This is a genomic window from Sagittula sp. P11 (assembly GCF_002814095.1).
Classification (GTDB): domain Bacteria; phylum Pseudomonadota; class Alphaproteobacteria; order Rhodobacterales; family Rhodobacteraceae; genus Sagittula.
In genome coordinates this window covers 4,415,949-4,437,036 of record NZ_CP021913.1, presented here as the reverse complement: position 1 = coordinate 4,437,036, position 21,088 = coordinate 4,415,949, and the positions used below count along the sequence as shown (strand labels likewise).

25 protein-coding genes and 1 tRNA gene are annotated in these 21,088 nt (G+C 61.5%); 10 read left to right on the top strand and 16 right to left on the bottom strand.

Annotated features, from left to right (window positions below; genetic code table 11):
* The first annotated feature begins 55 nt into the window (after window positions 1-55).
* Genes CDO87_RS21180 through CDO87_RS21170 form a run of 3 tightly spaced genes read left to right on the top strand, consistent with a single transcriptional unit; the run spans window position 56 to window position 4,195 of the window.
* Window positions 56-763: a response regulator transcription factor gene (locus CDO87_RS21180; protein WP_100930619.1), complete on the top strand. Its 708-nt coding sequence runs from the start codon at window positions 56-58 to the stop codon at window positions 761-763.
* A 52-nt stretch (window positions 764-815) separates the two neighbouring features.
* On the top strand, window positions 816-1,994 hold the full coding sequence (locus tag CDO87_RS21175; RefSeq protein WP_100930618.1) for an FIST N-terminal domain-containing protein: 1,179 nt from the start codon (window positions 816-818) through the stop codon (window positions 1,992-1,994).
* Window positions 1,995-1,999: 5 nt separating this feature from the next.
* Window positions 2,000-4,195 carry a PAS-domain containing protein gene (locus CDO87_RS21170; RefSeq protein ID WP_100930617.1) on the top strand — a complete coding sequence of 732 codons (2,196 nt, stop codon included), beginning with the start codon at window positions 2,000-2,002 and terminating at the stop codon, window positions 4,193-4,195.
* Window positions 4,196-4,285: 90 nt separating this feature from the next.
* Here CDO87_RS21170 and CDO87_RS21165 read toward each other — a convergent pair whose 3' ends face one another.
* Together CDO87_RS21165 and CDO87_RS21160 are read right to left on the bottom strand one after the other, a co-directional pair.
* A complete protein-coding gene (locus tag CDO87_RS21165; RefSeq protein ID WP_100930616.1) occupies window positions 4,286-4,561 on the bottom strand; it encodes a hypothetical protein in 276 nt (91 codons plus the stop codon).
* A 162-nt stretch (window positions 4,562-4,723) separates the two neighbouring features.
* Window positions 4,724-6,013 carry an ATP-binding protein gene (locus CDO87_RS21160; RefSeq protein WP_198521776.1) on the bottom strand — a complete coding sequence of 430 codons (1,290 nt, stop codon included), beginning with the start codon at window positions 6,011-6,013 and terminating at the stop codon, window positions 4,724-4,726.
* 47 nt (window positions 6,014-6,060) lie between these two features.
* Between CDO87_RS21160 and CDO87_RS21155 the strand changes: the two genes are divergently transcribed.
* The 3 genes from CDO87_RS21155 to CDO87_RS21145 all read left to right on the top strand — a co-directional run bounded on the left by CDO87_RS21155 (window position 6,061) and on the right by CDO87_RS21145 (window position 8,978).
* The gene (locus CDO87_RS21155; RefSeq protein WP_100931068.1) at window positions 6,061-6,975 is read left to right on the top strand and encodes an MBL fold metallo-hydrolase; all 915 of its coding nucleotides are present in this window, start codon (window positions 6,061-6,063) and stop codon (window positions 6,973-6,975) included.
* A gap of 81 nt (window positions 6,976-7,056) precedes the next feature.
* Window positions 7,057-7,131, top strand: a tRNA-Asn gene (locus CDO87_RS21150).
* A gap of 257 nt (window positions 7,132-7,388) precedes the next feature.
* A complete protein-coding gene (locus tag CDO87_RS21145) occupies window positions 7,389-8,978 on the top strand; it encodes an Eco57I restriction-modification methylase domain-containing protein (protein WP_100930615.1) in 1,590 nt (529 codons plus the stop codon).
* Here the strand turns inward: CDO87_RS21145 and CDO87_RS21140 are convergent.
* Window positions 8,975-10,138, bottom strand: a complete 1,164-nt coding sequence (locus CDO87_RS21140; protein ID WP_100930614.1) for a phospholipase D family protein — start codon at window positions 10,136-10,138, stop codon at window positions 8,975-8,977. The two genes, CDO87_RS21145 and CDO87_RS21140, sit on opposite strands and share 4 nt — an antisense overlap.
* A 243-nt stretch (window positions 10,139-10,381) precedes the next feature.
* Between CDO87_RS21140 and CDO87_RS21135 the strand changes: the two genes are divergently transcribed.
* Window positions 10,382-10,822 (top strand): hypothetical protein, encoded by a 441-nt coding sequence (locus CDO87_RS21135; RefSeq protein ID WP_100930613.1) that lies wholly within the window; start codon window positions 10,382-10,384, stop codon window positions 10,820-10,822.
* Window positions 10,823-10,947: 125 nt separating this feature from the next.
* The gene (locus tag CDO87_RS26900) at window positions 10,948-11,991 is read left to right on the top strand and encodes a hypothetical protein (protein ID WP_157815073.1); all 1,044 of its coding nucleotides are present in this window, start codon (window positions 10,948-10,950) and stop codon (window positions 11,989-11,991) included.
* A gap of 173 nt (window positions 11,992-12,164) precedes the next feature.
* On the opposite strand, the gene CDO87_RS21125 is transcribed toward CDO87_RS26900, so the two are convergent.
* From CDO87_RS21125 to CDO87_RS21090, 9 genes are all read right to left on the bottom strand, one after another.
* A complete protein-coding gene (locus tag CDO87_RS21125) occupies window positions 12,165-12,545 on the bottom strand; it encodes a hypothetical protein (RefSeq protein WP_157815072.1) in 381 nt (126 codons plus the stop codon).
* Window positions 12,546-12,576: 31 nt separating this feature from the next.
* Window positions 12,577-13,293, bottom strand: a complete 717-nt coding sequence (locus tag CDO87_RS21120; RefSeq protein ID WP_100930610.1) for a hypothetical protein — start codon at window positions 13,291-13,293, stop codon at window positions 12,577-12,579.
* Entirely contained in the window at window positions 13,278-14,066 is a 789-nt protein-coding gene (locus CDO87_RS21115; protein ID WP_100930609.1) for a terminase large subunit domain-containing protein, read from the bottom strand. Before CDO87_RS21115 ends, CDO87_RS21120 begins: the two co-directional genes overlap by 16 nt.
* Complete coding sequence (locus CDO87_RS21110) at window positions 14,056-14,298, bottom strand: hypothetical protein (RefSeq protein WP_100930608.1); 243 nt, start codon at window positions 14,296-14,298, stop codon at window positions 14,056-14,058. The genes CDO87_RS21115 and CDO87_RS21110 overlap by 11 nt, the downstream gene beginning before the upstream one ends.
* On the bottom strand, window positions 14,295-14,870 hold the full coding sequence (locus CDO87_RS21105; RefSeq protein WP_100930607.1) for a hypothetical protein: 576 nt from the start codon (window positions 14,868-14,870) through the stop codon (window positions 14,295-14,297). Before CDO87_RS21105 ends, CDO87_RS21110 begins: the two co-directional genes overlap by 4 nt.
* On the bottom strand, window positions 14,870-15,502 hold the full coding sequence (locus CDO87_RS21100; RefSeq protein ID WP_100930606.1) for a hypothetical protein: 633 nt from the start codon (window positions 15,500-15,502) through the stop codon (window positions 14,870-14,872). The genes CDO87_RS21105 and CDO87_RS21100 overlap by 1 nt, the downstream gene beginning before the upstream one ends.
* A 108-nt stretch (window positions 15,503-15,610) precedes the next feature.
* On the bottom strand, window positions 15,611-16,021 hold the full coding sequence (locus CDO87_RS21095; RefSeq protein WP_100930605.1) for a hypothetical protein: 411 nt from the start codon (window positions 16,019-16,021) through the stop codon (window positions 15,611-15,613).
* Window positions 16,018-16,179: a hypothetical protein gene (locus CDO87_RS26895; RefSeq protein WP_157815071.1), complete on the bottom strand. Its 162-nt coding sequence runs from the start codon at window positions 16,177-16,179 to the stop codon at window positions 16,018-16,020. Before CDO87_RS26895 ends, CDO87_RS21095 begins: the two co-directional genes overlap by 4 nt.
* Window positions 16,180-16,220: 41 nt before the next feature.
* Complete coding sequence (locus CDO87_RS21090) at window positions 16,221-16,508, bottom strand: hypothetical protein (protein WP_100930604.1); 288 nt, start codon at window positions 16,506-16,508, stop codon at window positions 16,221-16,223.
* Window positions 16,509-16,634: 126 nt separating this feature from the next.
* Here CDO87_RS21090 and CDO87_RS21085 point away from each other — a divergent pair, with 126 nt between their 5' ends.
* Both CDO87_RS21085 and CDO87_RS26890 read left to right on the top strand, forming a co-directional pair.
* Window positions 16,635-16,847 carry a hypothetical protein gene (locus tag CDO87_RS21085; protein ID WP_100930603.1) on the top strand — a complete coding sequence of 71 codons (213 nt, stop codon included), beginning with the start codon at window positions 16,635-16,637 and terminating at the stop codon, window positions 16,845-16,847.
* Between the two features lie 640 nt (window positions 16,848-17,487).
* A complete protein-coding gene (locus CDO87_RS26890) occupies window positions 17,488-17,628 on the top strand; it encodes a hypothetical protein (RefSeq protein ID WP_157815070.1) in 141 nt (46 codons plus the stop codon).
* A gap of 159 nt (window positions 17,629-17,787) precedes the next feature.
* Here CDO87_RS26890 and CDO87_RS21080 read toward each other — a convergent pair whose 3' ends face one another.
* From CDO87_RS21080 to CDO87_RS26885, 4 genes are all read right to left on the bottom strand, one after another.
* The gene (locus CDO87_RS21080) at window positions 17,788-18,990 is read right to left on the bottom strand and encodes a hypothetical protein (protein WP_100930602.1); all 1,203 of its coding nucleotides are present in this window, start codon (window positions 18,988-18,990) and stop codon (window positions 17,788-17,790) included.
* Window positions 18,990-19,232, bottom strand: a complete 243-nt coding sequence (locus CDO87_RS21075) for an AlpA family transcriptional regulator (RefSeq protein WP_100930601.1) — start codon at window positions 19,230-19,232, stop codon at window positions 18,990-18,992. The genes CDO87_RS21080 and CDO87_RS21075 overlap by 1 nt, the downstream gene beginning before the upstream one ends.
* A gap of 182 nt (window positions 19,233-19,414) precedes the next feature.
* Window positions 19,415-20,575: a tyrosine-type recombinase/integrase gene (locus tag CDO87_RS21070; RefSeq protein ID WP_157815069.1), complete on the bottom strand. Its 1,161-nt coding sequence runs from the start codon at window positions 20,573-20,575 to the stop codon at window positions 19,415-19,417.
* Window positions 20,576-20,746: 171 nt separating this feature from the next.
* Window positions 20,747-21,058, bottom strand: coding sequence for a hypothetical protein (locus tag CDO87_RS26885; RefSeq protein ID WP_157815068.1), 312 nt, complete (start codon window positions 21,056-21,058; stop codon window positions 20,747-20,749).
* Window positions 21,059-21,088 lie beyond the last annotated feature (30 nt).

Here is a 21,088-nt window from a genome sequence, read left to right as displayed (position 1 = left end):
GACGCCGCAGCGCCTATTCTGGTCGCGTCATCAAGAAGGCACGGACAAGATGAGTATGCCCGCTGAAGCACAGGTGCGCGGCCCGGAAAAGGCGCTGGTGGTCGACGATCACCCGCTCTTCTGTGACGCGCTGACGCTGACCCTCCAGTCCATCGCCGATTTCCAGGAGATCCGGACCGCCGGCACACTGGAACAGGCGCTCGAGGTCATGGCGCAGGATTCGGCCATCGGGCTGATCGTGCTGGACCTCAACCTGCCGGATGTGAACGGGCTGGACGGCCTCGTGCGGTTGCGCAACGCCGCGCCCCGGGCGGCGATCCTCGTCGCCTCCTCCATGGCCGACAACGGGATGATCAGCCACGCGCTCAAGGCCGGTGCGGACGGGTTCGTACCCAAGCATTCCCAACGGTCGGTCTTCCGCCGCGCGTTTGAGGCCGTGACCTCGGGCCGGTCCTTCGTGCCGGACGGCTTCATCGACCCGACCGGCGGGCAGTCCTCTGAACCCGACGATGCGCTGGCGCGGCTGGCCTCCCTGACCAACCAGCAGGCGCGCATCCTCTACCTGATTTGCGAGGGCAAGCTGAACAAGCAGATCGCCTTTGACCTCTCCATCGCCGAGACCACGGTGAAGGCCCATGTGACGGCAATCATGCGCAAGCTGGGGGTACACAGCCGCACGCAGGCGGTACTGGTCGCGCAGGAGGCGCGGTTCTCCAATGCTGCCGACAGCGGTTTCCGGAAGGACTTGCCAACCGGAATGTGAATACATAATCCTCGGGTGTCGCGCCAAGAGGCGACCATAAGGAACACTTGGAGTGGACGGAGCGCAAGAACGTTCCGCGCGGGAGGAAAGGACCGGGTCGACGGCGCTGCGCACCGCACAGGTGCACTGCCTGGACGACGACCCGGTCACGGAACTGGCACAGGCCCTTGGGGACGCTCCCCTGGCGCTGGTCTGCCTGTTCGCTTCGCCTGACGCGGATTTCGCCGCCTTGACGCGGGACGCCGCCGACGCTTTCGGCGGTGCCGATGTGCTGGCTTGCACCACCGCCGGCGAACTGGGCAGCGCAGGCTACGAAGACGGCCAGATCGTCGCCATCGGGTTTCCGAAGTCCCATTTCGAGGTCATCACCTGCGCTGTCGAGACGCTCGACCGCTTCGACGAACAGGGGCTGATCGATCGCCTCATCTCCGACCGGCTGGAACTGACACGCCGGGCGCCCGAGATGGGCTCCGAATTCGCCTTCACGCTGGTCGACGGGCTGTCCCTGCGTGAAGAGCAACTGACCGCCGTGCTGGCCACCGGGCTGGGGCCTGTACCGCTGTTCGGTGGATCGTCTGGGGACGGCACCAATTTCTCCGCGACCTTCCTGTCGCGCAACGGCATGGTCCTGCAGAATGCCGCGCTTGTCGCCATGGTCCGCACCCGCTGCCCGATCAAGGTTTTCAGCCTCGACCACCTGATCCCCACGGGCGTCCGCATGGTGGTGACCTCTGCAACGCCCGAGGCGCGCGTGGTGCACGAGATCAACGCCGAACCGGCGGCCCAGGAATACGCGCGCCTGCTGGGCAAGGACCCGAACCAGCTCGGCCCGTTCACGTTTGCCGCGCATCCGGTCGTCGTCCGCCTGGGCGACAGCCACCACGTCCGCGCCATCCAGAGGGTCAGCGACAACGGGGACCTCGTGTTCTTTTCGGCGATCAACGAAGGCATGGTCCTGACGCTGGCCAGCGATCAGGACATTGCGAAACACCTCGAAGCCGGTCTGGAAGCCATGGCCGAGGACGGTGCCCCCGATCATATTCTGGGCTTCGACTGCCTCCTGCGTCGCATTGCGGCGGGTCAGGTGCAGAAAACGCGGGAAATCTCCTCGCTTCTGCGGCAACACCGGGTGGTGGGATTTTCCACCTACGGTGAACAGATCGGAGGCCTGCACGTGAACCAGACCCTGACCGGCGTGGCCATCTACCCGCCGGACGACGCTCCGGCGTAGCGCCCATGTCGTTGGTCAATCCGAACGACAGTCTCGAACGGCAGAACGAGAAACTGTTGCAGATCGCACAGGCGCTGATGAAGCGCGTCGAATACGGCGCGGCCTATGCGCAGTTCGAGCGCGCGGCCCTTCTGGAAAAGCGGGTGCGCGAACGGACACTCGAACTGGAGCGCACGCTCAATCTGCTGCACGAGTCGAACGCACAGCTGTCCGAGGCGAACGCGCAGGCGGAAGCCGCCCGTCGCAACCTCGCCGACGCGATCGAGGCGGTGTCGGAGGGGTTCGCCCTCTTCGATGCCGATGAGCGGCTGGTGATGTGCAACACGCGGTTCTGCATGGACTTCCGGGACACCACGCGCGATCTGTCACCGGGCTTGGCCTTCGAAGGCTATGTGGCGCGTGTCAGCCGGTCTGCCTACCTTGTTCTGCCCGACGGCGAGACCCCTGAAAGCTGGTCGGCGCGGCGCATCAGGCGGCACCAGGACCGGCACGTCATGTTCAACGTGCAGGTGCGCCCCGGCCGATGGTTGCAGGTGTCGGAGCATCGCACGACCAACGGCGGCACGGTTGTCCTTCAGACCGACGTGACGGACCTCGTCCGGATCGAGCGGGCCGAACGGGACCGGCTGCGCGACAAGCAGGCAGTGATGGTCCGCGCGACGCTGGACCACCTGAACCAGGGCGTCGGCATCTTCGATGATCAGGGCCGGCTCGTTGGCTGGAACGGCAAGCTGGGGGCCCTTCTGGCGCTCGACGCGCGGCGGCTGCAGATCGGGGCCTCCTTCGCTGGGCTGATCGAGCGGCTGGCGCTCGACGTGCGGTTCACGCAGGGCATCGACCGGGACGGGTTCCAGCGGTGGGCCATGAGCCGCGATCACCGCGCGCCGATCTCCTTCGAGGTCACGCGCGGCGAGCGGACGGTCCTTCAGGTCTTTGGCCGCGGCATGCCGGACGGCGGTTTCGTGGTCTCGGTCACGGACGTGACGTCCGAGCGCGAAGCGGCGCGGCGCCTGTTCGAGATGAACGAGATCCTCGAACAGCGCGTGATGGAACGGACGCTTGAGCTGGAGGATGCGCTGTCTGCGGCGGAGCGGGCGAACGCGTCGAAGTCTCGGTTCGTGGCGGCAGCCTCTCATGACCTTCTGCAACCCTTGTCGGCGGCGAAGCTTTACGTGTCCTCCCTCGCCGATCGCTGCCAAGGCACCGCCGAACATGCCGTTCTGGAAAAGGCGGAATCGGCGCTCACCTCTGCCGAACAGATCATCGACGCGCTTCTGGATATCTCCAAGCTCGACTCGGACGGCATCCACTTCAACGTGCGCCCCGTCAGGATGTCCGAAATCCTGCGCCCCCTGAACGACGAGATGAGCGTTCTGGCCGAGCGCAAGGGGCTGGAGCTGACCATCGTCGACAGCAACCTGATCGTCGAGAGCGACCCGACCTACCTGCGCCGTATCGTGCAGAACCTGCTGGGCAACGCCATCCGCTACACCATGGAGGGCAAGGTGCTGGTCGGCGTGCGGCGCAACGGCGGCTCGGCCCGGATCGAGGTCTGGGACACCGGGCCCGGCATCGCCGAAGAGGATCAGAACGCCATCTACGAGGAGTTCCGACGTCTGGACACCAAGGCCTCCACCAACGAGGGGCTCGGGCTGGGTCTTGCCATCGTGGAACGCGCCTGCGCGCGGCTGGGCCATCCGCTGGGTCTTTGGTCCGAGGTGGGGCGCGGCAGTTGCTTCATGGTCAACGTGCCGATTGCGGGCCACGCGCCCGGGACCGCCGATGCCCGTCCACGCAGCGCCCGCCCGGTGAAGCTGTCCCATGCCGGCCTGATCGCGCTGATGGTCGAGAACGACCCGACCCTCCGCCGCGCCCTGTCGATCATGCTGGAAAGCTGGGGCGTGAACGTCATCGAGGCGGAAGACGCCGCCTCTGCCCTGTCATTGCTGGACGACCTGCAACTGCGCCCGGATGTCCTGCTCTTGGATTACCAGCTTGGACCCGGGGCAAACGGGATCGGCCTGTACCACGCCATCAACGACGGGGTCGCACGACCCCTGCCCTGCGCTGTGATCTCGGCAGATCGCTCGCCCCAGTTGCGGCAGGACTGCAAGGCGCTCGGGATCGAATTGCTGGCCAAGCCGCTCGACCGGCACAAGCTGGGCCGGTTCCTCGAAGAGGTGGCGCGGGAGATGAACTGACTCCCGGGGCGCCACGCCCCAACTACGCCCCTGTGCTTGGCCGGCCATCAACCCACTGGTATCCGGTTCGCAGCAGGCCAAACCAGCCGGTCACCGCATACCGCTGCATTTCCCGCGTGCGACGCCCTTGCCCACGTGATGCGGGTTCAGCACGAGGATCCAGCGCGGCGGGTAACCCGGCGCTTGGGTGCGGCGATATGTACACCCTTCGGGCGTGGTCATGTAGTCGCCACCCTGCGGCACGACGTAATTCTGCGCGAGGTAAGGTTGTGCCTGCGCGAGGATCATCTGCTTGGGTGTCTCTGCCTCGGATGCGGTCAGCGATGCCAGCCCCAGCGTTGCAGCGGCGAATGCGGTGAAGGCCATTTGGCGGTATCTCCCTCAGGGTTGATCTGTGGCGCAGCTGGCGCACTTGCCGGACATTCCCCCGGATGCACGACAGACAGGTGGACAGAAGGCGGCAAATCCGTGTCCGAAGCATCGCATTTGAATGTAAATGGAGTTTTTACAACGCCCTGTACGGCGACGCTAAAGCGCGATCACGATGTCGGCCCGTAGGCCGCCCAGATCGTCGCTTTCACCCAGCCTCAGGACGCCGCCGTGCGACCGCGTGATGTCGGCGGCGATGGCAAGCCCCAGGCCCACGCCGGAACCCTTGTCCTGATTGCGCGCCGGATCGAGCCGCACGAAGGGTTTCAGCGCGCTCTCGCGATCCTCGGGGGGGATGCCCGGGCCGTCGTCCTCGACGCGTATGCGCAGGGACCGCTCCGTCATGTTGGCCGACACCCGGCATTGCGTGCCGTAACGCGTGGCATTGCCGATCAGGTTCTCGACCGCCCGGCGCAGGGACCGTGGCCTCAGAGCCGCCTCGCCCTGCCCGTCCAGTGGACCCAGGCTGACGTTCTGTCCCGCTCGCTGCGCATCCTCGACGATGGAGGTGATCAGGGCCATCGGGTCTACCGGCTCCGGAGGGCCGGCTTGCGCATCGCCCCGCGCAAAGTCGAGGAAGGTGTCGATCAGGCGCTGCATCTCTTCCACGTCCCGTTCAAGCGGTTCCCGGTCCTCGTCATCGAGCAACGACAAGCCCAGCCGCAACCGGGTGATCGGCGTCCTCAGGTCGTGGCTGACCCCCGACAGCATCATGGTACGCTGCTCGATGTGCCGCTCGATCCGGCTCCGCATGTCGACGAAGGCCCGGCCCGCCGCCCGTACCTCGGTCGCGCCGGATGGCGAGTATCGCACGATGCGCCCCTTGCCGAAGGCCTCCGCCGCCTCGGCCATGCGGGTGATCGGCCGCAACTGGTTGCGCAGGTACAGGAAGGCGATCAGCGTCATCAGGAAGCCGAAGAACAGCGTGTTGACGAAGAGCTGGTGCGCATTGGTCGCCGAGCTGCGCGTCCGGTCCACCGAAACCAGCCAGAGCTGGCCGTTGCGCCGGATGTACAGGTTCACGCTTTTGTCGTCCGGCAGGTCGACCTTCTCCAGGCCCCGCACCCGTGCCTCCAGCGTCCGGATCACTATGAGGCCGGTGAAGTCGTACCACCTGCGCAGGTTTTCGGCTGGCTCCGCCGAGTCATCGACACGCTGCGGAAAGATCCCCAGCAGGCCGTCGACCCGGTTGTCCACCGTTTCGTCCATGGCCAGGTTCACCGCGCGCGAAAGCTCCCGGCTCAGTTGTTCCGTGACGTCCTCGAAGTGCCGCTGGACGAAGACCACCGACACGACCAGTTGCAGCGTGACCACCGGCAGGACGAGGATCAGTGCGGCGCGCCCGAAAAGACTGCGCGGCATATAGCGTTTGAGCCATTGGAATGACATTCTGCCCTCCGGACAAGCCGCATGTGCGGCGTCGTTGGAGAGGCATGATGCAGGACCCACAGCCGGACTTCCAGCCGGTTCCCGGAAAGCCGGATGAATTGCTGCCGGGCGTACGCCGGGTGGTGGCGCCGAATCCGTCGCCGATGACGTTTCGGGGCACCAACAGCTATCTCGTGGGCACGCGCGGGCTGGCGGTGATCGACCCGGGGCCGGATATGGACGCGCATCTTGACGCGCTTTTGGCTTCGGTCGGCCCGGATCAGCACATCAGCCATATCCTCGTGACGCACGCCCATCTCGACCACTCGCCGCTGGCGCGCAGGCTTTCCGACGTGACGGGTGCGCCGGTGTTCGCTTTCGGCGACGCAAAAGCGGGCCGCAGCGCGGTGATGACCCGCCTGGCGGAGGACGGCCTTGTCGGCGGCGGCGAAGGCGTGGACACGGCATTTGCGCCGGACCACCGCCTCGCCGACGGAGACACCGTGACCGGCGACGGCTGGACGCTGGAGGCGCTGCACACCCCGGGTCACATGGCCAATCACCTGTCCTTCGCACTGGATGGCACGCTGTTTTCCGGGGACCTCGTGATGGGCTGGGCCACCTCGCTGGTCTCGCCGCCCGACGGCGACCTGACGGCCTTCATGACCTCGCTCCGCCGGCTGGCCGGACGGGCATGGTCACGCTTCCTGCCCGGGCACGGAGACGCGGTGTCACAACCTGCCGCACGCATCGCTGACCTGCTGTCGCATCGCGAAGGCCGGGAAACCTCCATCCTCGCTGCGCTCTCCGAAGGCCCCGCCACCGCGACAGAACTCGCGTCCCGGATCTACGTCGACACCCCCCCGACGCTTCTGCCCGCGGCAACCCGCAACGTCCTGGCGCATCTCATTGATCTCGTTGAAAGAAGCGCCGTGAGACCGGTCGGAGAACTGCGGGCCGAAGCCAGGTTTTCCCGGCTCTGACAATCGGTTGGCATGTTTTCCGAAAAAAGTGGCGAAACCCTCTGGACGACCTGAATCGCCATTGCTATACGGCCCACGTGTTCCGGCGTAGCTCAGCGGTAGAGCAGTTGACTGTTAATCAATTGGTCGTAGGTTCGATCCCTACCGCCGGAGCCAATCAACCACTTGGTTGTGAAGAAAAAATGGCGATCCTCCGGGATCGCCATTTTTGGTTTTTGCAACGATTTTGCAACGCGGGCGCGCTTTTCGACGCTTCCCGCACAGTGTAGAAGACAGACGACATTCGGTATCGCATCAATGCCCTGCCACCAAATATGGTTGGCGAAATGCATTGCTTTGCGATAAAAAGTGGGCAGTTCACCATTCGGTAATCGTGGGAACGCAATAAGAACAAAGCGGCAGGGACAGGCACCATGAACTTCATCGCGTTAGAATCAGAACAGAAGCTGCGCGGTGGCTACTACACGCCTGACGACCTCGCCCAATTCCTAACCCGCTGGGTTGCACCGACGACTGGCACCCGCGTGCTAGAGCCTAGCTGCGGTGATGGAGCGTTCTTCCCGAGTTTGCAGGGCACAGAAGCCGCCGTTACTGCGTTTGAACTTGCGCCAGAGGAAGCGGCCAAGGCGGCTGCTCGCGGTCTGCCCAGCTGTACCGTTCAAATCCAAGACTTCCTTAGCTGGGCCTTGAAGGCACAACCCGGACAGTTTGATGCGGTGATCGGAAACCCCCCTTTCATCCGATACCAGTATCTCCCTGCCGACTTCCAAGCCAATGCCGAGCGCGTGTTTGATCGCCTCGGCTGCAAATTCACCAAGCATACCAACGCTTGGGTGCCGTTCATCCTTGCGTCGATGGAGTTGCTCCGACCCGGTGGGCGGCTGGCGATGGTTGTCCCAGCCGAGATTGTCCACGTCATGCACGCGCAGTCGCTGCGGACCTTCCTCGGGCAACAATGCCGCCGCATCGTGATCGTGGACCCGCAGGAGATTTGGTTCGAGGGCACCTTACAAGGTGCCGTGCTGCTTATGGCCGAGAAGAAGGCGACGCCGAAGGTCCACGGTGAAGGTCTCGGCATTCATCGCGTTTCTGGCCGTGGCTTCCTCAACGAAGACCCGGAGGCGGTGTTCAACAGGCCGCAGGCGATCAACGGGAAGACTGTTCAAGGTAAGTGGACACGCGCGCTGGTTCCCGCAGCAACACTCGCCATTCTGGACGCCGTGGAAGCCGACTCTCGGTTCTGCCGCTTTTCTGATGCCGCGAAGGTGGACGTGGGCATCGTCACAGGGGCCAACAAGTTCTTCCTCGTTACGGATGAGGTCGTCAAACAGAACGGCTTGGAAAAGTGGGCACACCCCATGTTCGGACGGAGTGATCACTGTCCGGGCGTGATTTACGACGACGCGCAGCACGCGCGCAACGCCGCCACTGGCAAGCCGACCAATTTCCTTTGGCTGGATCGGTCCGTCGAAGAGAGCGCGAAAGGCCGCGCCTATATCGCCTCTGGCGAAAGTGAAGACCTGCACAAGCGATACAAGTGCCGAATCCGAAGCCCTTGGTACACAGTCCCATCAGTTCACGCGACCGAGGTCGGAATGCTCAAGCGGAGCCACGACACACCCCGTCTGATCCTGAACCGTGCGGGCGCCTACACGACTGACACCGCGTATCGCATTCGGGCGCTACGTGGCACGGCCGATGCGTTGGTCTACGGCTTCTACAACGCGTTGACCGCCCTCAGCGCCGAACTCGAAGGGCGTCACTATGGTGGCGGGGTGCTCGAACTCGTGCCCAGTGAGATCGAGAAGTTGCTATTGCCTGCCCCGGAAGTGATTGTGCCTGACGTTGAGCGGCTGGACCGCATGGTTCGTGAGGACTCGGTTGCCGACACGCTTGAGGTGCAGTCAGAGGCTGTGCTCGGCGCGTTGACGAAATCGGAACAGATGGACTTGCTTGGTGCATGGGCAACCTTGCGCGACAGGCGACACCGCCTGCCCACTTAGTCAATTTCCAGTGTGAAACGCGTCGGGTTATCGCTCTCGCGAAAAATCCTCAACGTACTACCTAATAACTCTTCTTTGGCGACGAACTGTGCCGTTTCTCCCCAGTGCAAACTGGTCATGTAGTTATTCTGTTCGTAAGCTGGCGTATCGGTTCTTGTGTCGTGCGACAGTCGGAGTGTGTGCGAACCGTAATTGATGCCCTTGACCAAAACCTTGAAAGAGCCTGTCGCACGCTCCTTGTGAGCGAGTTTTTCGTCCGGAGCCCAATCGAGAGCCTCGAAAGCTTCATCGCGGAAATAATGGCGTTGGTCGATGTTTTCCATTTCCCCAACAGTCAGGCTCATGGAGCCCTTGGGATTGGTACCTAGCTTATTCGGAAGACTGATGTGGGCACGCTTTAGAGGCTTACTGACCCAAACAAGGACAAGGTCACCATCAGCCACATCCGGAGGGACCGCACCGTTCTCAGCCTGCTCTGGTTGCGGCTGCTGTATTTCGATTGGCGGCGCTTGCGGAGCCTGTGACGCGATTGGCGTTGTCCGCAGGAGCATCTTGGGAACGGCATCGAGTTCAGGGTTGCCAGACTTACCCACTGCCTTAGGCTGCCGGACTTTCCTCTCGTCTAGGAGCCTGCCAGAGCGTTGCAGGTCTGCGAGTTGATCAATACCCACGGCCTGAATAACATGTTCTGGGTAGTCAGCGATCATCGCGTCGAATTTGCCTTCGAGATCGGCCAGAAACGCAGCGTCTGTCGCAGGGTCCAGTTCCTGCATAACGCTCGCCTCGATATTGGTCCGCATTCCGCCCATTGTCAGATTGGCGCTGCCAAGCAGCAATTTCGCGCGCGCAGCTGAGCGGGCGTAGTACATCTTCGGGTGGAAGATGCGCTGTCGGCTACCGGTATCGACCATGTAGGTCTCACAGCCGATTTCCAGCGCCTTTTGGATAGACTGAACCGTCGTGACTCCGTTACGAATGCCGACGAACAATCGAGTACGGTCGGCAATTGGCTCCAACACGCCCTGCAATAACGACAGGCCCGAGGCGGTCATAAACGCGGTGCTAATTGTCGCGGCTTGCAATCCGTCAAGACCAAACACCTCGCGGGCCGGTGCGAGGTGGTCTTCATCGTTTACCGCCTGTAACAGAAATCGCTTCATTCAATCTTTCCGTGCAGTTGCAAGTTCCGAAATACCCGAAAAGGTAACTCCCGGCGAGTGCGGAAGTGCAGAAATCAGGAAATCAAATCGCAGCCGACCTGAGACGGTTCGTGGTGGCATTGCCCGGTGTCTCAAACAAACAACAGCAATCAACTCAATCTTAGGTTGAGCCGCGCCGGAGACAGGTCCGATAACTCAGTTATACCCGGAACGTTTCAGGAACACATCAACGGAGCGACAGACATGACCGACTTCAACACCCTGACCAAGCCCGCCCTCAACGACATGCTGGCAAAGCCGCTGACCGCTTCCGCGCTAAAGAAGATGGCCAAGGCCGACCTCGTCGCCATGATTGAGGCCCGGAAGCCGCGCGAACTGCCCGACCGCGTGATGCTCGAACCCGGCAAGCCGGAAGACATGAAAGCCACGAAGGCAGGCAGCAAACGGCACTTGATGGCCAAGGCGCTGGCAAAGGGCGCGACCATCGAAGAACTGATGGCAACGCTCGGCTGGAACAAGGACACTGTGTCCAGCGCGCTGCGGACCGACATGGGCGCGCTTGGGCTGGGCGTCGAGCGCAAAGGCGGCAAATACTACCTCCTGTTGCCCAAGGGCGTGAAGCGCATCCCGGCGCATGACGCGGACACCACCCGCGCGGATGCCCTCGTGGCGGCTTGCAAATGAGCGGAAGACTCAATGGTTGAACGTTCGATGCCATGCCAAAGCGATTAGTACGCTCCAAAGCAACTTTTTTGTTGCCCGGGATTCAGGAACACCCCATCCTGCAACTAAGCATTCAGGAGTGATTTATGGCAGGCCAATCCGATTATGAAAAGCTTTTACTTGGCGCCCAGCGTAATTTCTCGTTCAGATTCAAGAACTGGCCGCTCTGGGTAGGTGTAATACTTATATCAATAGGGGTCTTTTTTGCACTAACGATATACAGTCCGACACTATTCCAGAAACTAGTCGTGGCTGGAATTACTGAACTAGGCTTCGCATTCTTCATCGCACACGTGATCATCATTACTGTGGACAGAGATGAGAAGCAGGAAATGCGCAGGGAGATTAGAGCAGAACAGAGAAGATTAGAAACAGAACGTCGTCTTGCTGAAAGGCGGGTAACTTCGAAACTCTACCTTTCAACCGTACTAGAAGTCGATTTGCCGAATGACATATCCGACGAACTCAACAAGTATATATTAGCGTCAAAGCTCTTGAAGAGAGATCAACGTGTAAAATACCGTATTCATTTCCTAGACCCATACGCCAAGTTAGTACAATCGCTCGACGCGACCTATGAAAACGTTCATCGAGAACCCTACGACTATTACCCACCGTTCCAGAGTTACCACAATCAGATTGTGGAAGCAGAGGAACGCCACCCAAATGAAATCTGGGGCCTGCTATCTTTGACGCTTTCCGTAACACGTGCCGGAAGTCGCGCGTCAGAAAAGGTCTTAAGCTGGCAACGCTCTAGCAATCAAAAAGAAGCGGAGTCAAATGAGAAATTTACGGCTGATTTGGATGGTGTGAATTTGAACGATCCAATTCAACTGGAGTTCGGCGACAAAGTCCGCCTACAAGTGGAATGGGCTAGTCCAAAATTTGAGAATGACAACGAGGTATTCACCAATACCAACTTCGCGGAAAACATGGTCATTGATGTGGAATACGACAAGAACGAGTTTGAGGTGGGGTATCGCTGCATACACCCGAGGGCGAAGGAGTGTATGAGCATTTCCGAAGGTCAGCATCACGACACCCTAAATTTTGACTTCCCCTTCCTGCCAAGCAACGGAGTGATCACTTGGTGGCGGAAGCGAAAAAGCCCCAAGAAAGCAAACGATTGACCTACCGCCCAGCAGCGCGCGTCTAAGGCGGGGTTCGCGTGCGCGGGCGCAACGATGCCCAAAACATGGAGACGCCCATCAGCGCGCGATTTTTCGGGGGGCGCTGGGCGTGTCTCGTCGAACTCGTCGGGCAACGGCAGGCGCGACGGGCACGAGCGCGACGAGAGCGCGGGTTAAACCGGGATTCCATCCCCGTCGTCGTCATCCTTGCCAAAGGGTGCCCGTCCCTCGTCAATGTCAGGGGCCTTGGGGTTCGGTTCTGCCTCAAGGTTGAACTCGGCCAGCAATTTCGGATGGACGGGCACGCCGTATTTCAGGGCGAGCAGGATGTCTTCCCGCTCTTTCGCCTCGACCTTTGGGTTGGACAAACGCGGCGATGCGAGCAAGTCGTCGAAACCGCGCCGCTTCTCCATCTTCGCCAAGGCCTTCTTGACCTTCCCGATCTTGTTCATGCGCTCAATGTCCGCCTGAACCACCGGGTCTTTGGGCTGTTTCATCGGGACGTGCTGCGGTCCGCGCGGTAAGTCGCGCCCTCTGTTGGAATCTCGTGCCATGCCGCAACCATAGCACGAGGTGACGATGGCGCTAGTACATTCCCGTCAGGCGGCTGACCTTGATGCTCTGCGGGGCGAGGTATTGCGAACCGAACGCCGCGACGATCAAGCCGATACCAAGGTCGCCGTGACCGGACGCATTCCGCGACTGGGTGATGATCTGGTTGCCAGCGGCAGTCGTCTGCGTCGTGAACGATCCAAGGTCTTCTTCGATCTCTGAACGAAGCGGCAGGTCATGCGCGAAGGTCAATTCCCCCGCCGCGAACAGGACGGCAAGGTTCTCGATCATCAGGGTCTTGCTCGCGTTGACATACCGCCCGGAGCGCCGCCATTCCTGCCCGCGTGTCATCTGGATCGCCATGTGAGGGACGGATTGGTCAAAGAGCATGTCCGAAACGACCCGGCCAATGCTGGTGCCGTCGATCACGAGTTCCGACTTGCCGCCGAACGGCGCGGCGTTGCGCAGGCGGATCAGGTGATCGACCACATCTACGTAGGACACCCCGCGAAACTTGTCCGCGTAGACCACCGTCCGTTTCCGTGCGCCGAGGACGACCCGCGTCCCGTCGTGGATAGGCAGTTGTTGGTCCTTGATCACGCAGACGGCCGAGTAGTCGTTGCTCTGCCCAAGGTCTGCCCCGATCCAGTATCTGACAAATCCCGTCACTTTTGGCACGGCGGGGTCTTGCCCGGTTTCGTTGACGACCCGGCCATCCGGCATGTGGATCAGGTTCAAATCCTTGGGCATACCGCGCCCTCCGTTGTGCTGGTCGCGTTCTCGATGGTCGCGAGGTCGAAATAGGACAGGCCGTCGCTCAGAAACTCGCACATGACCTCCTGCCGGAATCGCGTTGCCGAAAGTTGCGACCGCAGGCGTTCGACGCGCGACGCAAGGCGCGGGATCGACGTTCCGGGCACCTTGATCCGGTGCACGTTGTCTTTCGGTTCGAGGAACAGGCTGGCAAACAGGTTGTTCTTCCCGGCAGGTGTCGAAGCGTAGAAGGTTTGCCCGTTGTCCTTGAGCATCGGCAGCAGCGCGACCACGACATCCTCGCCCCCGTTCGCGCCGGGGAGATATGCCATCTCGTCCACCAGCAGCAGGTCGGCTGTATAACCCCGGATCGTCGCGCCCGACGCAGGCACGGCGATAAACCGCCCGCCGTTGGAACACTCGATCTCCGTTTGCGTCGCCCGCTCGACCACAAGGTCGGTCGCACGCAGGTAGTGTTGCACCTTGCGGGTGATCTCGCGCGTCTGGCGTTCCGCAGGGGCAAGGCAGATCGTCGTGCCGCCGTTCTTCAACTCGCGGACGCCACGCGTCGCGAGGACGCAAGACTTGCCTGCCTGACGGCAGACCAGCAGCGCGACCGTCTGCGCGTCCGACGTGATCGCCTCGACCTGCCAAGGATCGACGCTGGTCGCGCCCGGCACCTCCTGCCGCAGGAAGTGAAGCATTTCCGCGCCGGGATCGAGGTCGCGCTCGACGAGGCTGCACCAGTCATGGAAAGCGTCAAACGGCATCGCGACGCTCCGCTAGGCGCATCGCGTGGCAGCGGGTGCAGTCGCCATGCTCGTTGCGCGGCGCGATGTGTCCGCGTTTACACGCGTTGCCCGTGAAGAACAGTTTGCCGCCCTCGGCCAGCATGGCGCTCCGACAATGCGGCAGGCGCAGCCAGTCGGGATTGCCCGCCCTCTCCGATGCGACAAGGCGACGCCCGAAAGAATGCCAACCCTCAAACACGCGATGGGTCATAGCACGCTGTCCTCCTTCGTGACTGACAGCACATGGTGACGCATCCGGCGCAGCAGCGGTTCGCGGGCCTCGGGCACCTCGTCGCACACTTCCTGCAAGATGGTCCGAAGCGTCACCCACTCCTTGCTTTCGGCCAGCGATACGTTGACGGTCAGATTGGTTGCGAGTTTGCCCTGCATGGTGGCAATGTCGCGCAGCACCTTGCGCAGGCCCTCCATCGCAGAGAGCGCGAAAGCAGGGTTGTCGTCTTCCTCTGCCTGCGTAATCAGCTTCTCCACCCGACGCGCCAGAGACTCGTAGGTCATGGCAACGTCCATGCGGTCTTGGTTGATCACCTCCGTATCCGCCTTGATCGCGTCGATCCGGTTTTCGGCCAGGATCGAGCGCCGCATTTCCTCGGTGATCTTTTCATCCTTGTAGCGACGCACGGTGTCCGTGTGGACGCCGATGCGGCGTGCGATCTCGGACAAGGTGCGACGGCGCAGAACAATGTCGCGGATGATCTCGCCCTTGTCCGGGCGCATGTCGATTGCCGCGCGCCGCCCGCTGTTCTTGTTCCCGCCCTGTGCCATCAGGATTCCGCGTTCGCCGCGCGTTCCATCAACTCGAACTTCGTGCGGGCGTGCTGCGGCAGGTCGTCGAGCGTGTGGAAGGTCTTGATGGTGTAGCCGTCCTGCTCGGCGCGCATCCGGCGTTGCACGATACCTTTGCCCGTCTCCATGTCGGCGCGAACCCAGCGGACGCGCTCGTGGTCGTCGTCGAAGGTGAAGGTCTTCGACTGGATCACTTCGCGCTTGCCCGTGTTGCGGATCGTGGGATCAACGTCGCCGTCGATCACGGTGACAGTCACGCCATCTTTCGCCGCCGCCTCCTTCGCCGCCGCGTATTTGCGAGGGTCGCGGGCATCTTCGCGTGTGATCGCGTGCTTCGGTCGGATGCCCTTGGGATACCAGTTGCCATAGGCATCCTTTTCGAGGCCCGCCGCGCGCATTTTCCGCTCCTGCGTTTCTTCCGCAACGATGTCCACGATTGATTTCTTCTTGGCCGCGTCGAGCTGGCGCTGCATGTCCTTCTTCTCGTCCAGAACGCGGGAGTTGAAATCGTGCAGGGAGTCGAGGCGCTTCGATTGTTCGGTGACCGTTTCGGTCAACTTCGTGACTTGCTGTATCAGTGCTTGCAGCGCGGCTGTCGTATCGTCGGGCATGGGATGCTCCTATCTGTCCAAAACTGAGCGCGACGAAGTCGGGGTTCGCCGCGCTCAATCTGGATTGGACAGAATGAAGCGACGCACCGATGCGCTCACGAGATGAATTTATTCGGCAGCCATCAGATCGCCGACCGGAAAAGGAGATCTTTTGCGGGGCGATTTAAGGTGCTGCCAACGCTCCCGGAGAAGTTCGACGGCTTCGGCGTGGCGTTTCCGTGCGGCGGGTTTGGGGTCAGGGGATGGATGGGGGAACGGTGCGCCCTCCATCATCGCGCGGACGCGGGCGGCGAACAGGTCGCCGTCCCAGCCGATCAGGGCGCAGAGGGCGTTGCGGTGTTGTGCCAGTGATCCCGCGCGGTCGGTCAGGAAGGAGATGGCTTGATCCTGATCCGCGCGCGTCGTGAAGGACGCGTTGCTCTCGTTGCGGACGGTCAGAAACAGGTCGCGGTAGGCCTGCATCAGGATCGCCGTCACAAGGGCCTGCTCTGGCGTCTGTGGGGCATCGCCATCGATCATGCCCACGGGCACCCCGGATAGGTCGTTCCGGGCATGACGTGGCGCACATGGGCGGCGAAGACGATCCGCTCGGCTGCGATGCGCTGCCATGCTTCAGGCTCCTTGAACCAGACGACGTAGACGACGCGCAGGGTCAGGTCGTCGCCCAGCTTGAACACCCCGCGCGTGGGCAGGTTGTCGTCGGCAAGGGCGCGCTGGGTCAGCGGGAGGGATCGCCAGTCGGTGATGCCCGCAGCCCGTTGACCGCCGTCATGATGTGCCGCCACGGGATCGAGAACCCGCCGTGCTGGGTGTGGACGGCAACGCCCGTGTCGTTGGGCACGACGCGGTAGTCGCGGTTGACGGCGGGGGCGTCGGGGTCAGTCACGAAACGTTCGAGGTCGTCGGCCAGCAGCCGCCCGCCTTTCACGTCGAGGCGCGATGTGCTCGACAACGTGGTGAGGGTCAGGGTTGCCGTGCCGTCGTCGAGTATGGCGGTGATCTGCATGGGGGTTCCTTTCGGTGATGTGCGCACCCGAGGCGCAAAGGAACTTCCGAACCACCTCGGGCGCGCGGGTTCATCGCAGGGTTCGACAGCAATCGTCGTATCAACTTCCGTTCGGCGGATGTTCCGATGAATGAGATGGAGTCGGGGCAGTTTCAGGTGCTGGCCGCGCGCACCGCAGCAGCGCCACAGAGACGGGCGTCTGCCGTCGTCGGGCACACTCACTCGGATTTGACCAACACGACCGCCTGTGCCTCAGCAGATCGCGTCTCTGACACGGTGTCGGCGGTTCACGTCGCCCGCATGTGCTACAGCGCGCCCGATCTGCCCGATTTTCAGTGACCTTTTGGGTAGGGTATTCGCCCACGTTGCAAGACGCGTTGCAAAAATCGAAGGTCAGCAGATCAACCGCTTGGTATTACAGTGGTAAAACGCCTGTGACGCTTGATTAGGAATCAATCGGTCAGATTTAGGTCCGTTCAGTTGCGACTCGCTCGCAGGAAGCGGTCGGAAATTTCCCGGGGAGATTGAATGCCCAAGACGGCACGCCCTGCGCCAGCATAGCGCACGCGCGTATGTGTGCATGAAATAATGATGATGAGATTCTTGGGTTCAATTCGGAAAATCTCATCATCATTTTTTGTTGCACATACATGCGCGCACGATATCCGCAGGCATTCTGACCTGAGACCTACAACTGAGTTATTCCCACCTTGATCCGTGGTCGAACCGACCCCGCCTCGGGCGATACAATCCTGTCCGAAGCAACGGAGATCGCCAATGCGACGCAGAAACCCCAAAGGGACGCCTTACGGACAGAAGGTCGTAGCCCGCCTGATTGAGGACGGCGCGCATACATCTTCCGACGCGATGCAATCTTGGTTGCTCGAATGCCCAGCCATCTCGGCTGGCGCGAAATGCCTGATAAAAGCCTTGCTCGACCAAGGCCTAATCGAACTCAAAAGCCGAAAGGACCCGACCCATGGCTAAATCCCACGCACAGCGACTCTACGCCGAAGGCATCGACCTCGACACTATCCGCCGCTGGCTCATCCCCCTGACGACGCGCCGCGAGCGCGATACCATCCTGGCTTCGCTCCCCGACGCCTCGCTTGCGGCTTAACCCCTTGGAGGCCTCCAAGCTGCCGAACATACCCCTGCGCCTTATCAACCGCCTCGCCCGCGCGAACGCACTGAACGATCCCGCAACCTGCTCTCAGTGGCTGCGGGACCGTGTGGACGACGCGACGCGCCGCCAAATCCTGGACGAACTGTTCCCGTCCTAGCGCAGCGCGCTTAGGCGTTTCTCGGCGTCGGTCAACTCTGCCTGCGCCGAGGCACGCTCTTCCGGCTTGAACGCGTTCTGGGTCGCGAAGCGTAGCCGCTTGATCTTGGCGCGCAGATCATCGACTTCGCGCTCGTACTGGCTGCGACCGTCACCGTCCTCAACGATGCCCCTAAAGAACAATTCCGTCCCTGCATCCCAGCCGCGCTTCTCGCGTTCGTTCGCCGCACGCCACGTTACACCGTCGTCCGACACCTCGACGATCTCGTGGGTCATATCGACCTTGCGCATCTCAGCATTCCAGAAACGTTGACGCCGAACGCGATACCACAATCCGTAAAGCGACTCGTTCAGGTTCTTTGGGCATTCCTCGTTTTCCTCGCCACCCCATCGCTTGACCTCATAAGACGGGTCTTGGTCGAAGTCAGGCGGAACGCCCGGCAACGCATTGGGATACCCCGCCTTGTGCATCGCGTCGAACTCCTTGGCGAAGTCGTCCCGGTACATCGCGTCATGCCTGCCATCCATCGGCGTCAGCGGGTCTTGGGGATCGGACAGGTCGATAATGTCAGCGGTGTGCCGGAACGCCAGCATGTTCATCTCGACATACAGGGCACGGGCATCGTCCACGGCCAAGCCTTGCTCGACGACCTTCGTAAAGAAATGGGAGTCGAAACTGTGCGCCGTTTTCCCCCATCCTTTCGCTTGTGCCATCTCGCGGATGCGAGACGCCTGTTCGGCTCTGTCCACCGCCACCATCAGACGCGCCCACCAAGCATCGACAGCGGCTTTGACCTCGGCCACCTTCGCCTTGCCCATTGGCCTGTTCGAGAACCACGCGTTGAACGCGCTCTGCGAGGCGGACACCTGCAACACGTCGCGCCACCAAGGCGCGGGGGCGATCTGCTTCATCCAATCTTGCAGGCCTTCGTCCGGCGGACCATCGGCAGGCAGGTATTTGCGCGGGTGGTTGATCTGGTCGTTGAGCAGGTTGTCTAGCGCGTCGATCAGGCCTTCCCAGACCTCCTTGCCGTTGATCGCCCGATTCCACGAACTGTCATTCTTGGCGTCGTCGAACAGGTCGTCCTCGAACTCGACATTGCACAGGTTGGCGATCTTCTGCTTCTGGACATTGAACGCCAGCAGTTGCTTGGCGTAACCCTGTCCGAGTTTCGACGTTTCTCGATCTTTGTTCGCCATCACCCGTTCCCCACTTCTTTCTGCTTCGCCCACGCCATGACTTCGAGAAGGTCATAGCGGACGGTGCGCTGGCTGAAATACATGGCAGGCGGCGCGTCGCCGCGCTCCTTCATGTCATACAGCGACCGCTCGGAAATTTGCAGAAAGTCGCAAACATCGCGCGGTGTCATGATCCGGGGGTTGTTCAGCCGAATTTCGAGTTCTTCAATGCGCGACTCGAGTGCGCGTAGTTGGTCAGTCATCAACGGATTCCTTCTGCCCAATCCAGAACAGACGTGACCCTCCGTTGATGCTCGCTGGTTCGGGTCGTCGGCCAAGTCCGCTTCCAGCGCGGCGCTAATCAGCCTAGTCACGCCCCACCATCACAGTGCGCGGCGTCTCACGACGCGGCTTTCGGCGCACCTGCAACGTAGTGCATTAATGGTTAAGATTCAATTTCGAAAGAAGGTGCTACCTTAATCCGCTCGAAATACACCTTCTCAATATCCTCGACAGCGCGGCGATTGCCCATGCGCTTGAGGTATTTCATCAGCATATCGCTGCCCTCGCCTGCCTTCTTGTCGCCGCGCAGGAAGTGGGCGACATAATCGGGCAGGAAGGCCTCGGCTGACGCCTGCATGAAATGACGACGCCCGTCGTGAGGCAGGAAAACCCGGACGCGCTCGTCGCCCACCGTCGCGAAAGTACCCTTGGGGTCAGTGATGTATCCCGTAGCCGACGACGCCGGGAACACCCACTCGCTGCCAGACTGACGGATCACCTTGAGCAATTCGATCACCGTGTCCATGACGGGCAGCGTGCGCGCGAGCTTGTTTTTCATCTTGGTCAGGTGGATCGTCTTGTTCTGTAGATCGACCTGATCCCACGACAGCGAGCAGACATTCTCGGAGCGGATGCCCGTCAGGAACATGACCGCAACCGCCGTGCCGACAATGATGTTCTGCTCCCGCCGCGCCATGATCGCCTCCCAGATCACCGACCAGTCGTCCGCATCGAGGTCGTGCGCCCGCGCGACCGCCGTCCATTGCGCCTCTGTCTCGTCGCTCTTGGCGACGCGCGTCTTCTTCTGGCCGACCGGGTTTACCACAGGGGCGAAGTTGAAGGCGTTGCCGATCCCGATCCGCACGGCGCGCGCCGTCGCCTTCTTGCCCTCGGCCATCAGGCGGTTGAGGACCGCCTGCACGTTTGCCGAGGTCACGTCCGCGACGTTGCTGTCCATGATCTCCTTCGCGTGCATCTCAAGCTGGCGCGTCATGCGTTCGCGGTGCGCGTCGGACATGCCGCCCTGCGCCTGCGACGTGTCGCACCAGAAGCGCCAACCATCGCGCACCGTCTGAATGTCGCTCCCGGCAACCCCGGTTTTGGTGTCGCCCTGCTTGAACGCCGTCAGGGCGTCCATCGCCGGGAACCCGCCGATCTTGATCGACTTCGTTTTCCCATCGACCTTGCGCTTGATGTACCAAGTGCTCTTGGTCTTGCCGACGTTCAGGTAGAGGCCCGGAAAGCGGTCGCCGTCGTGGCGGTACATGCCCGGAGGCGTTTTCAGCAGGCGCGCGGGTTTGGTGAAGTCGATTGCGGTGGTCATCTGTCTCGCTCCGTTTTTGCAACGTTTTGCAACGCGCATTGTCACTAAGACGCATTCTGGCGCACTGTCAACCGATTGATTATCGTTGCAAAATAGGTGCAAACACTTGTTTTTGCTGACTAACCGCAGCACCATGCACCAACCGAATAAATATCGTCGCTTGACTGTTAATCAATTGGTCGTAGGTTCGATCCCTACCGCCGGAGCCAAAATCTTCAAGATGTAGGCTAACACCTCGGGCTGCGAGACTTTGCTCTGTGCAGCCGGCAGCCCGGTCTGGGAAACCCTGCCGCATGGGTGAGCCTTCAGTTTGCACGCGTTCCAGTACAGGCCAAAACTCACTGACAGGCGTTCTGTTTCTCTATGATACGGTCCCTGGCCGCCCATCAGCACGTCGGTGCCGAAGAACGAACGCACACACATAGCTGGCGCAAGCTGACTTCCACCGAAGGTCGGGTTTCCGGGTGACAACTCCCAACGCATGGCCCTATCAGTCGTGCGTCAAGACCGCGC

Bases quoted from the DNA above. Each gene is read 5' to 3' on its own strand.
- CDO87_RS21110 (WP_100930608.1), bottom strand. From the start codon at position 14,298: ATGACCCATCGCGTGTTTGAGGGTTGGCATTCTTTCGGGCGTCGCCTT.
- CDO87_RS21145 (WP_100930615.1), top strand. From the start codon at position 7,389: ATGAACTTCATCGCGTTAGAATCAGAACAGAAGCTGCGCGGTGGCTAC.
- CDO87_RS21135 (WP_100930613.1), top strand. From the start codon at position 10,382: ATGACCGACTTCAACACCCTGACCAAGCCCGCCCTCAACGACATGCTG.
- CDO87_RS21090 (WP_100930604.1), bottom strand. From the start codon at position 16,508: ATGCAGATCACCGCCATACTCGACGACGGCACGGCAACCCTGACCCTC.
- CDO87_RS21095 (WP_100930605.1), bottom strand. From the start codon at position 16,021: ATGATCGATGGCGATGCCCCACAGACGCCAGAGCAGGCCCTTGTGACG.
- CDO87_RS21125 (WP_157815072.1), bottom strand. From the start codon at position 12,545: ATGGCACGAGATTCCAACAGAGGGCGCGACTTACCGCGCGGACCGCAG.
- CDO87_RS21165 (WP_100930616.1), bottom strand. From the start codon at position 4,561: ATGGCCTTCACCGCATTCGCCGCTGCAACGCTGGGGCTGGCATCGCTG.
- CDO87_RS21180 (WP_100930619.1), top strand. From the start codon at position 56: ATGCCCGCTGAAGCACAGGTGCGCGGCCCGGAAAAGGCGCTGGTGGTC.
- CDO87_RS21105 (WP_100930607.1), bottom strand. From the start codon at position 14,870: ATGGCACAGGGCGGGAACAAGAACAGCGGGCGGCGCGCGGCAATCGAC.
- CDO87_RS21170 (WP_100930617.1), top strand. From the start codon at position 2,000: ATGTCGTTGGTCAATCCGAACGACAGTCTCGAACGGCAGAACGAGAAA.
- CDO87_RS21155 (WP_100931068.1), top strand. From the start codon at position 6,061: ATGCAGGACCCACAGCCGGACTTCCAGCCGGTTCCCGGAAAGCCGGAT.
- CDO87_RS21140 (WP_100930614.1), bottom strand. From the start codon at position 10,138: ATGAAGCGATTTCTGTTACAGGCGGTAAACGATGAAGACCACCTCGCA.
- CDO87_RS21085 (WP_100930603.1), top strand. From the start codon at position 16,635: ATGAATGAGATGGAGTCGGGGCAGTTTCAGGTGCTGGCCGCGCGCACC.
- CDO87_RS26900 (WP_157815073.1), top strand. From the start codon at position 10,948: ATGGCAGGCCAATCCGATTATGAAAAGCTTTTACTTGGCGCCCAGCGT.
- CDO87_RS21115 (WP_100930609.1), bottom strand. From the start codon at position 14,066: ATGCCGTTTGACGCTTTCCATGACTGGTGCAGCCTCGTCGAGCGCGAC.
- CDO87_RS21160 (WP_198521776.1), bottom strand. From the start codon at position 6,013: ATGTCATTCCAATGGCTCAAACGCTATATGCCGCGCAGTCTTTTCGGG.
- CDO87_RS21100 (WP_100930606.1), bottom strand. From the start codon at position 15,502: ATGCCCGACGATACGACAGCCGCGCTGCAAGCACTGATACAGCAAGTC.
- CDO87_RS21075 (WP_100930601.1), bottom strand. From the start codon at position 19,232: ATGACTGACCAACTACGCGCACTCGAGTCGCGCATTGAAGAACTCGAA.
- CDO87_RS21120 (WP_100930610.1), bottom strand. From the start codon at position 13,293: ATGCCCAAGGATTTGAACCTGATCCACATGCCGGATGGCCGGGTCGTC.
- CDO87_RS26885 (WP_157815068.1), bottom strand. From the start codon at position 21,058: ATGCGTTGGGAGTTGTCACCCGGAAACCCGACCTTCGGTGGAAGTCAG.
- CDO87_RS26890 (WP_157815070.1), top strand. From the start codon at position 17,488: ATGGCTAAATCCCACGCACAGCGACTCTACGCCGAAGGCATCGACCTC.
- CDO87_RS21070 (WP_157815069.1), bottom strand. From the start codon at position 20,575: ATGACCACCGCAATCGACTTCACCAAACCCGCGCGCCTGCTGAAAACG.
- CDO87_RS21080 (WP_100930602.1), bottom strand. From the start codon at position 18,990: ATGGCGAACAAAGATCGAGAAACGTCGAAACTCGGACAGGGTTACGCC.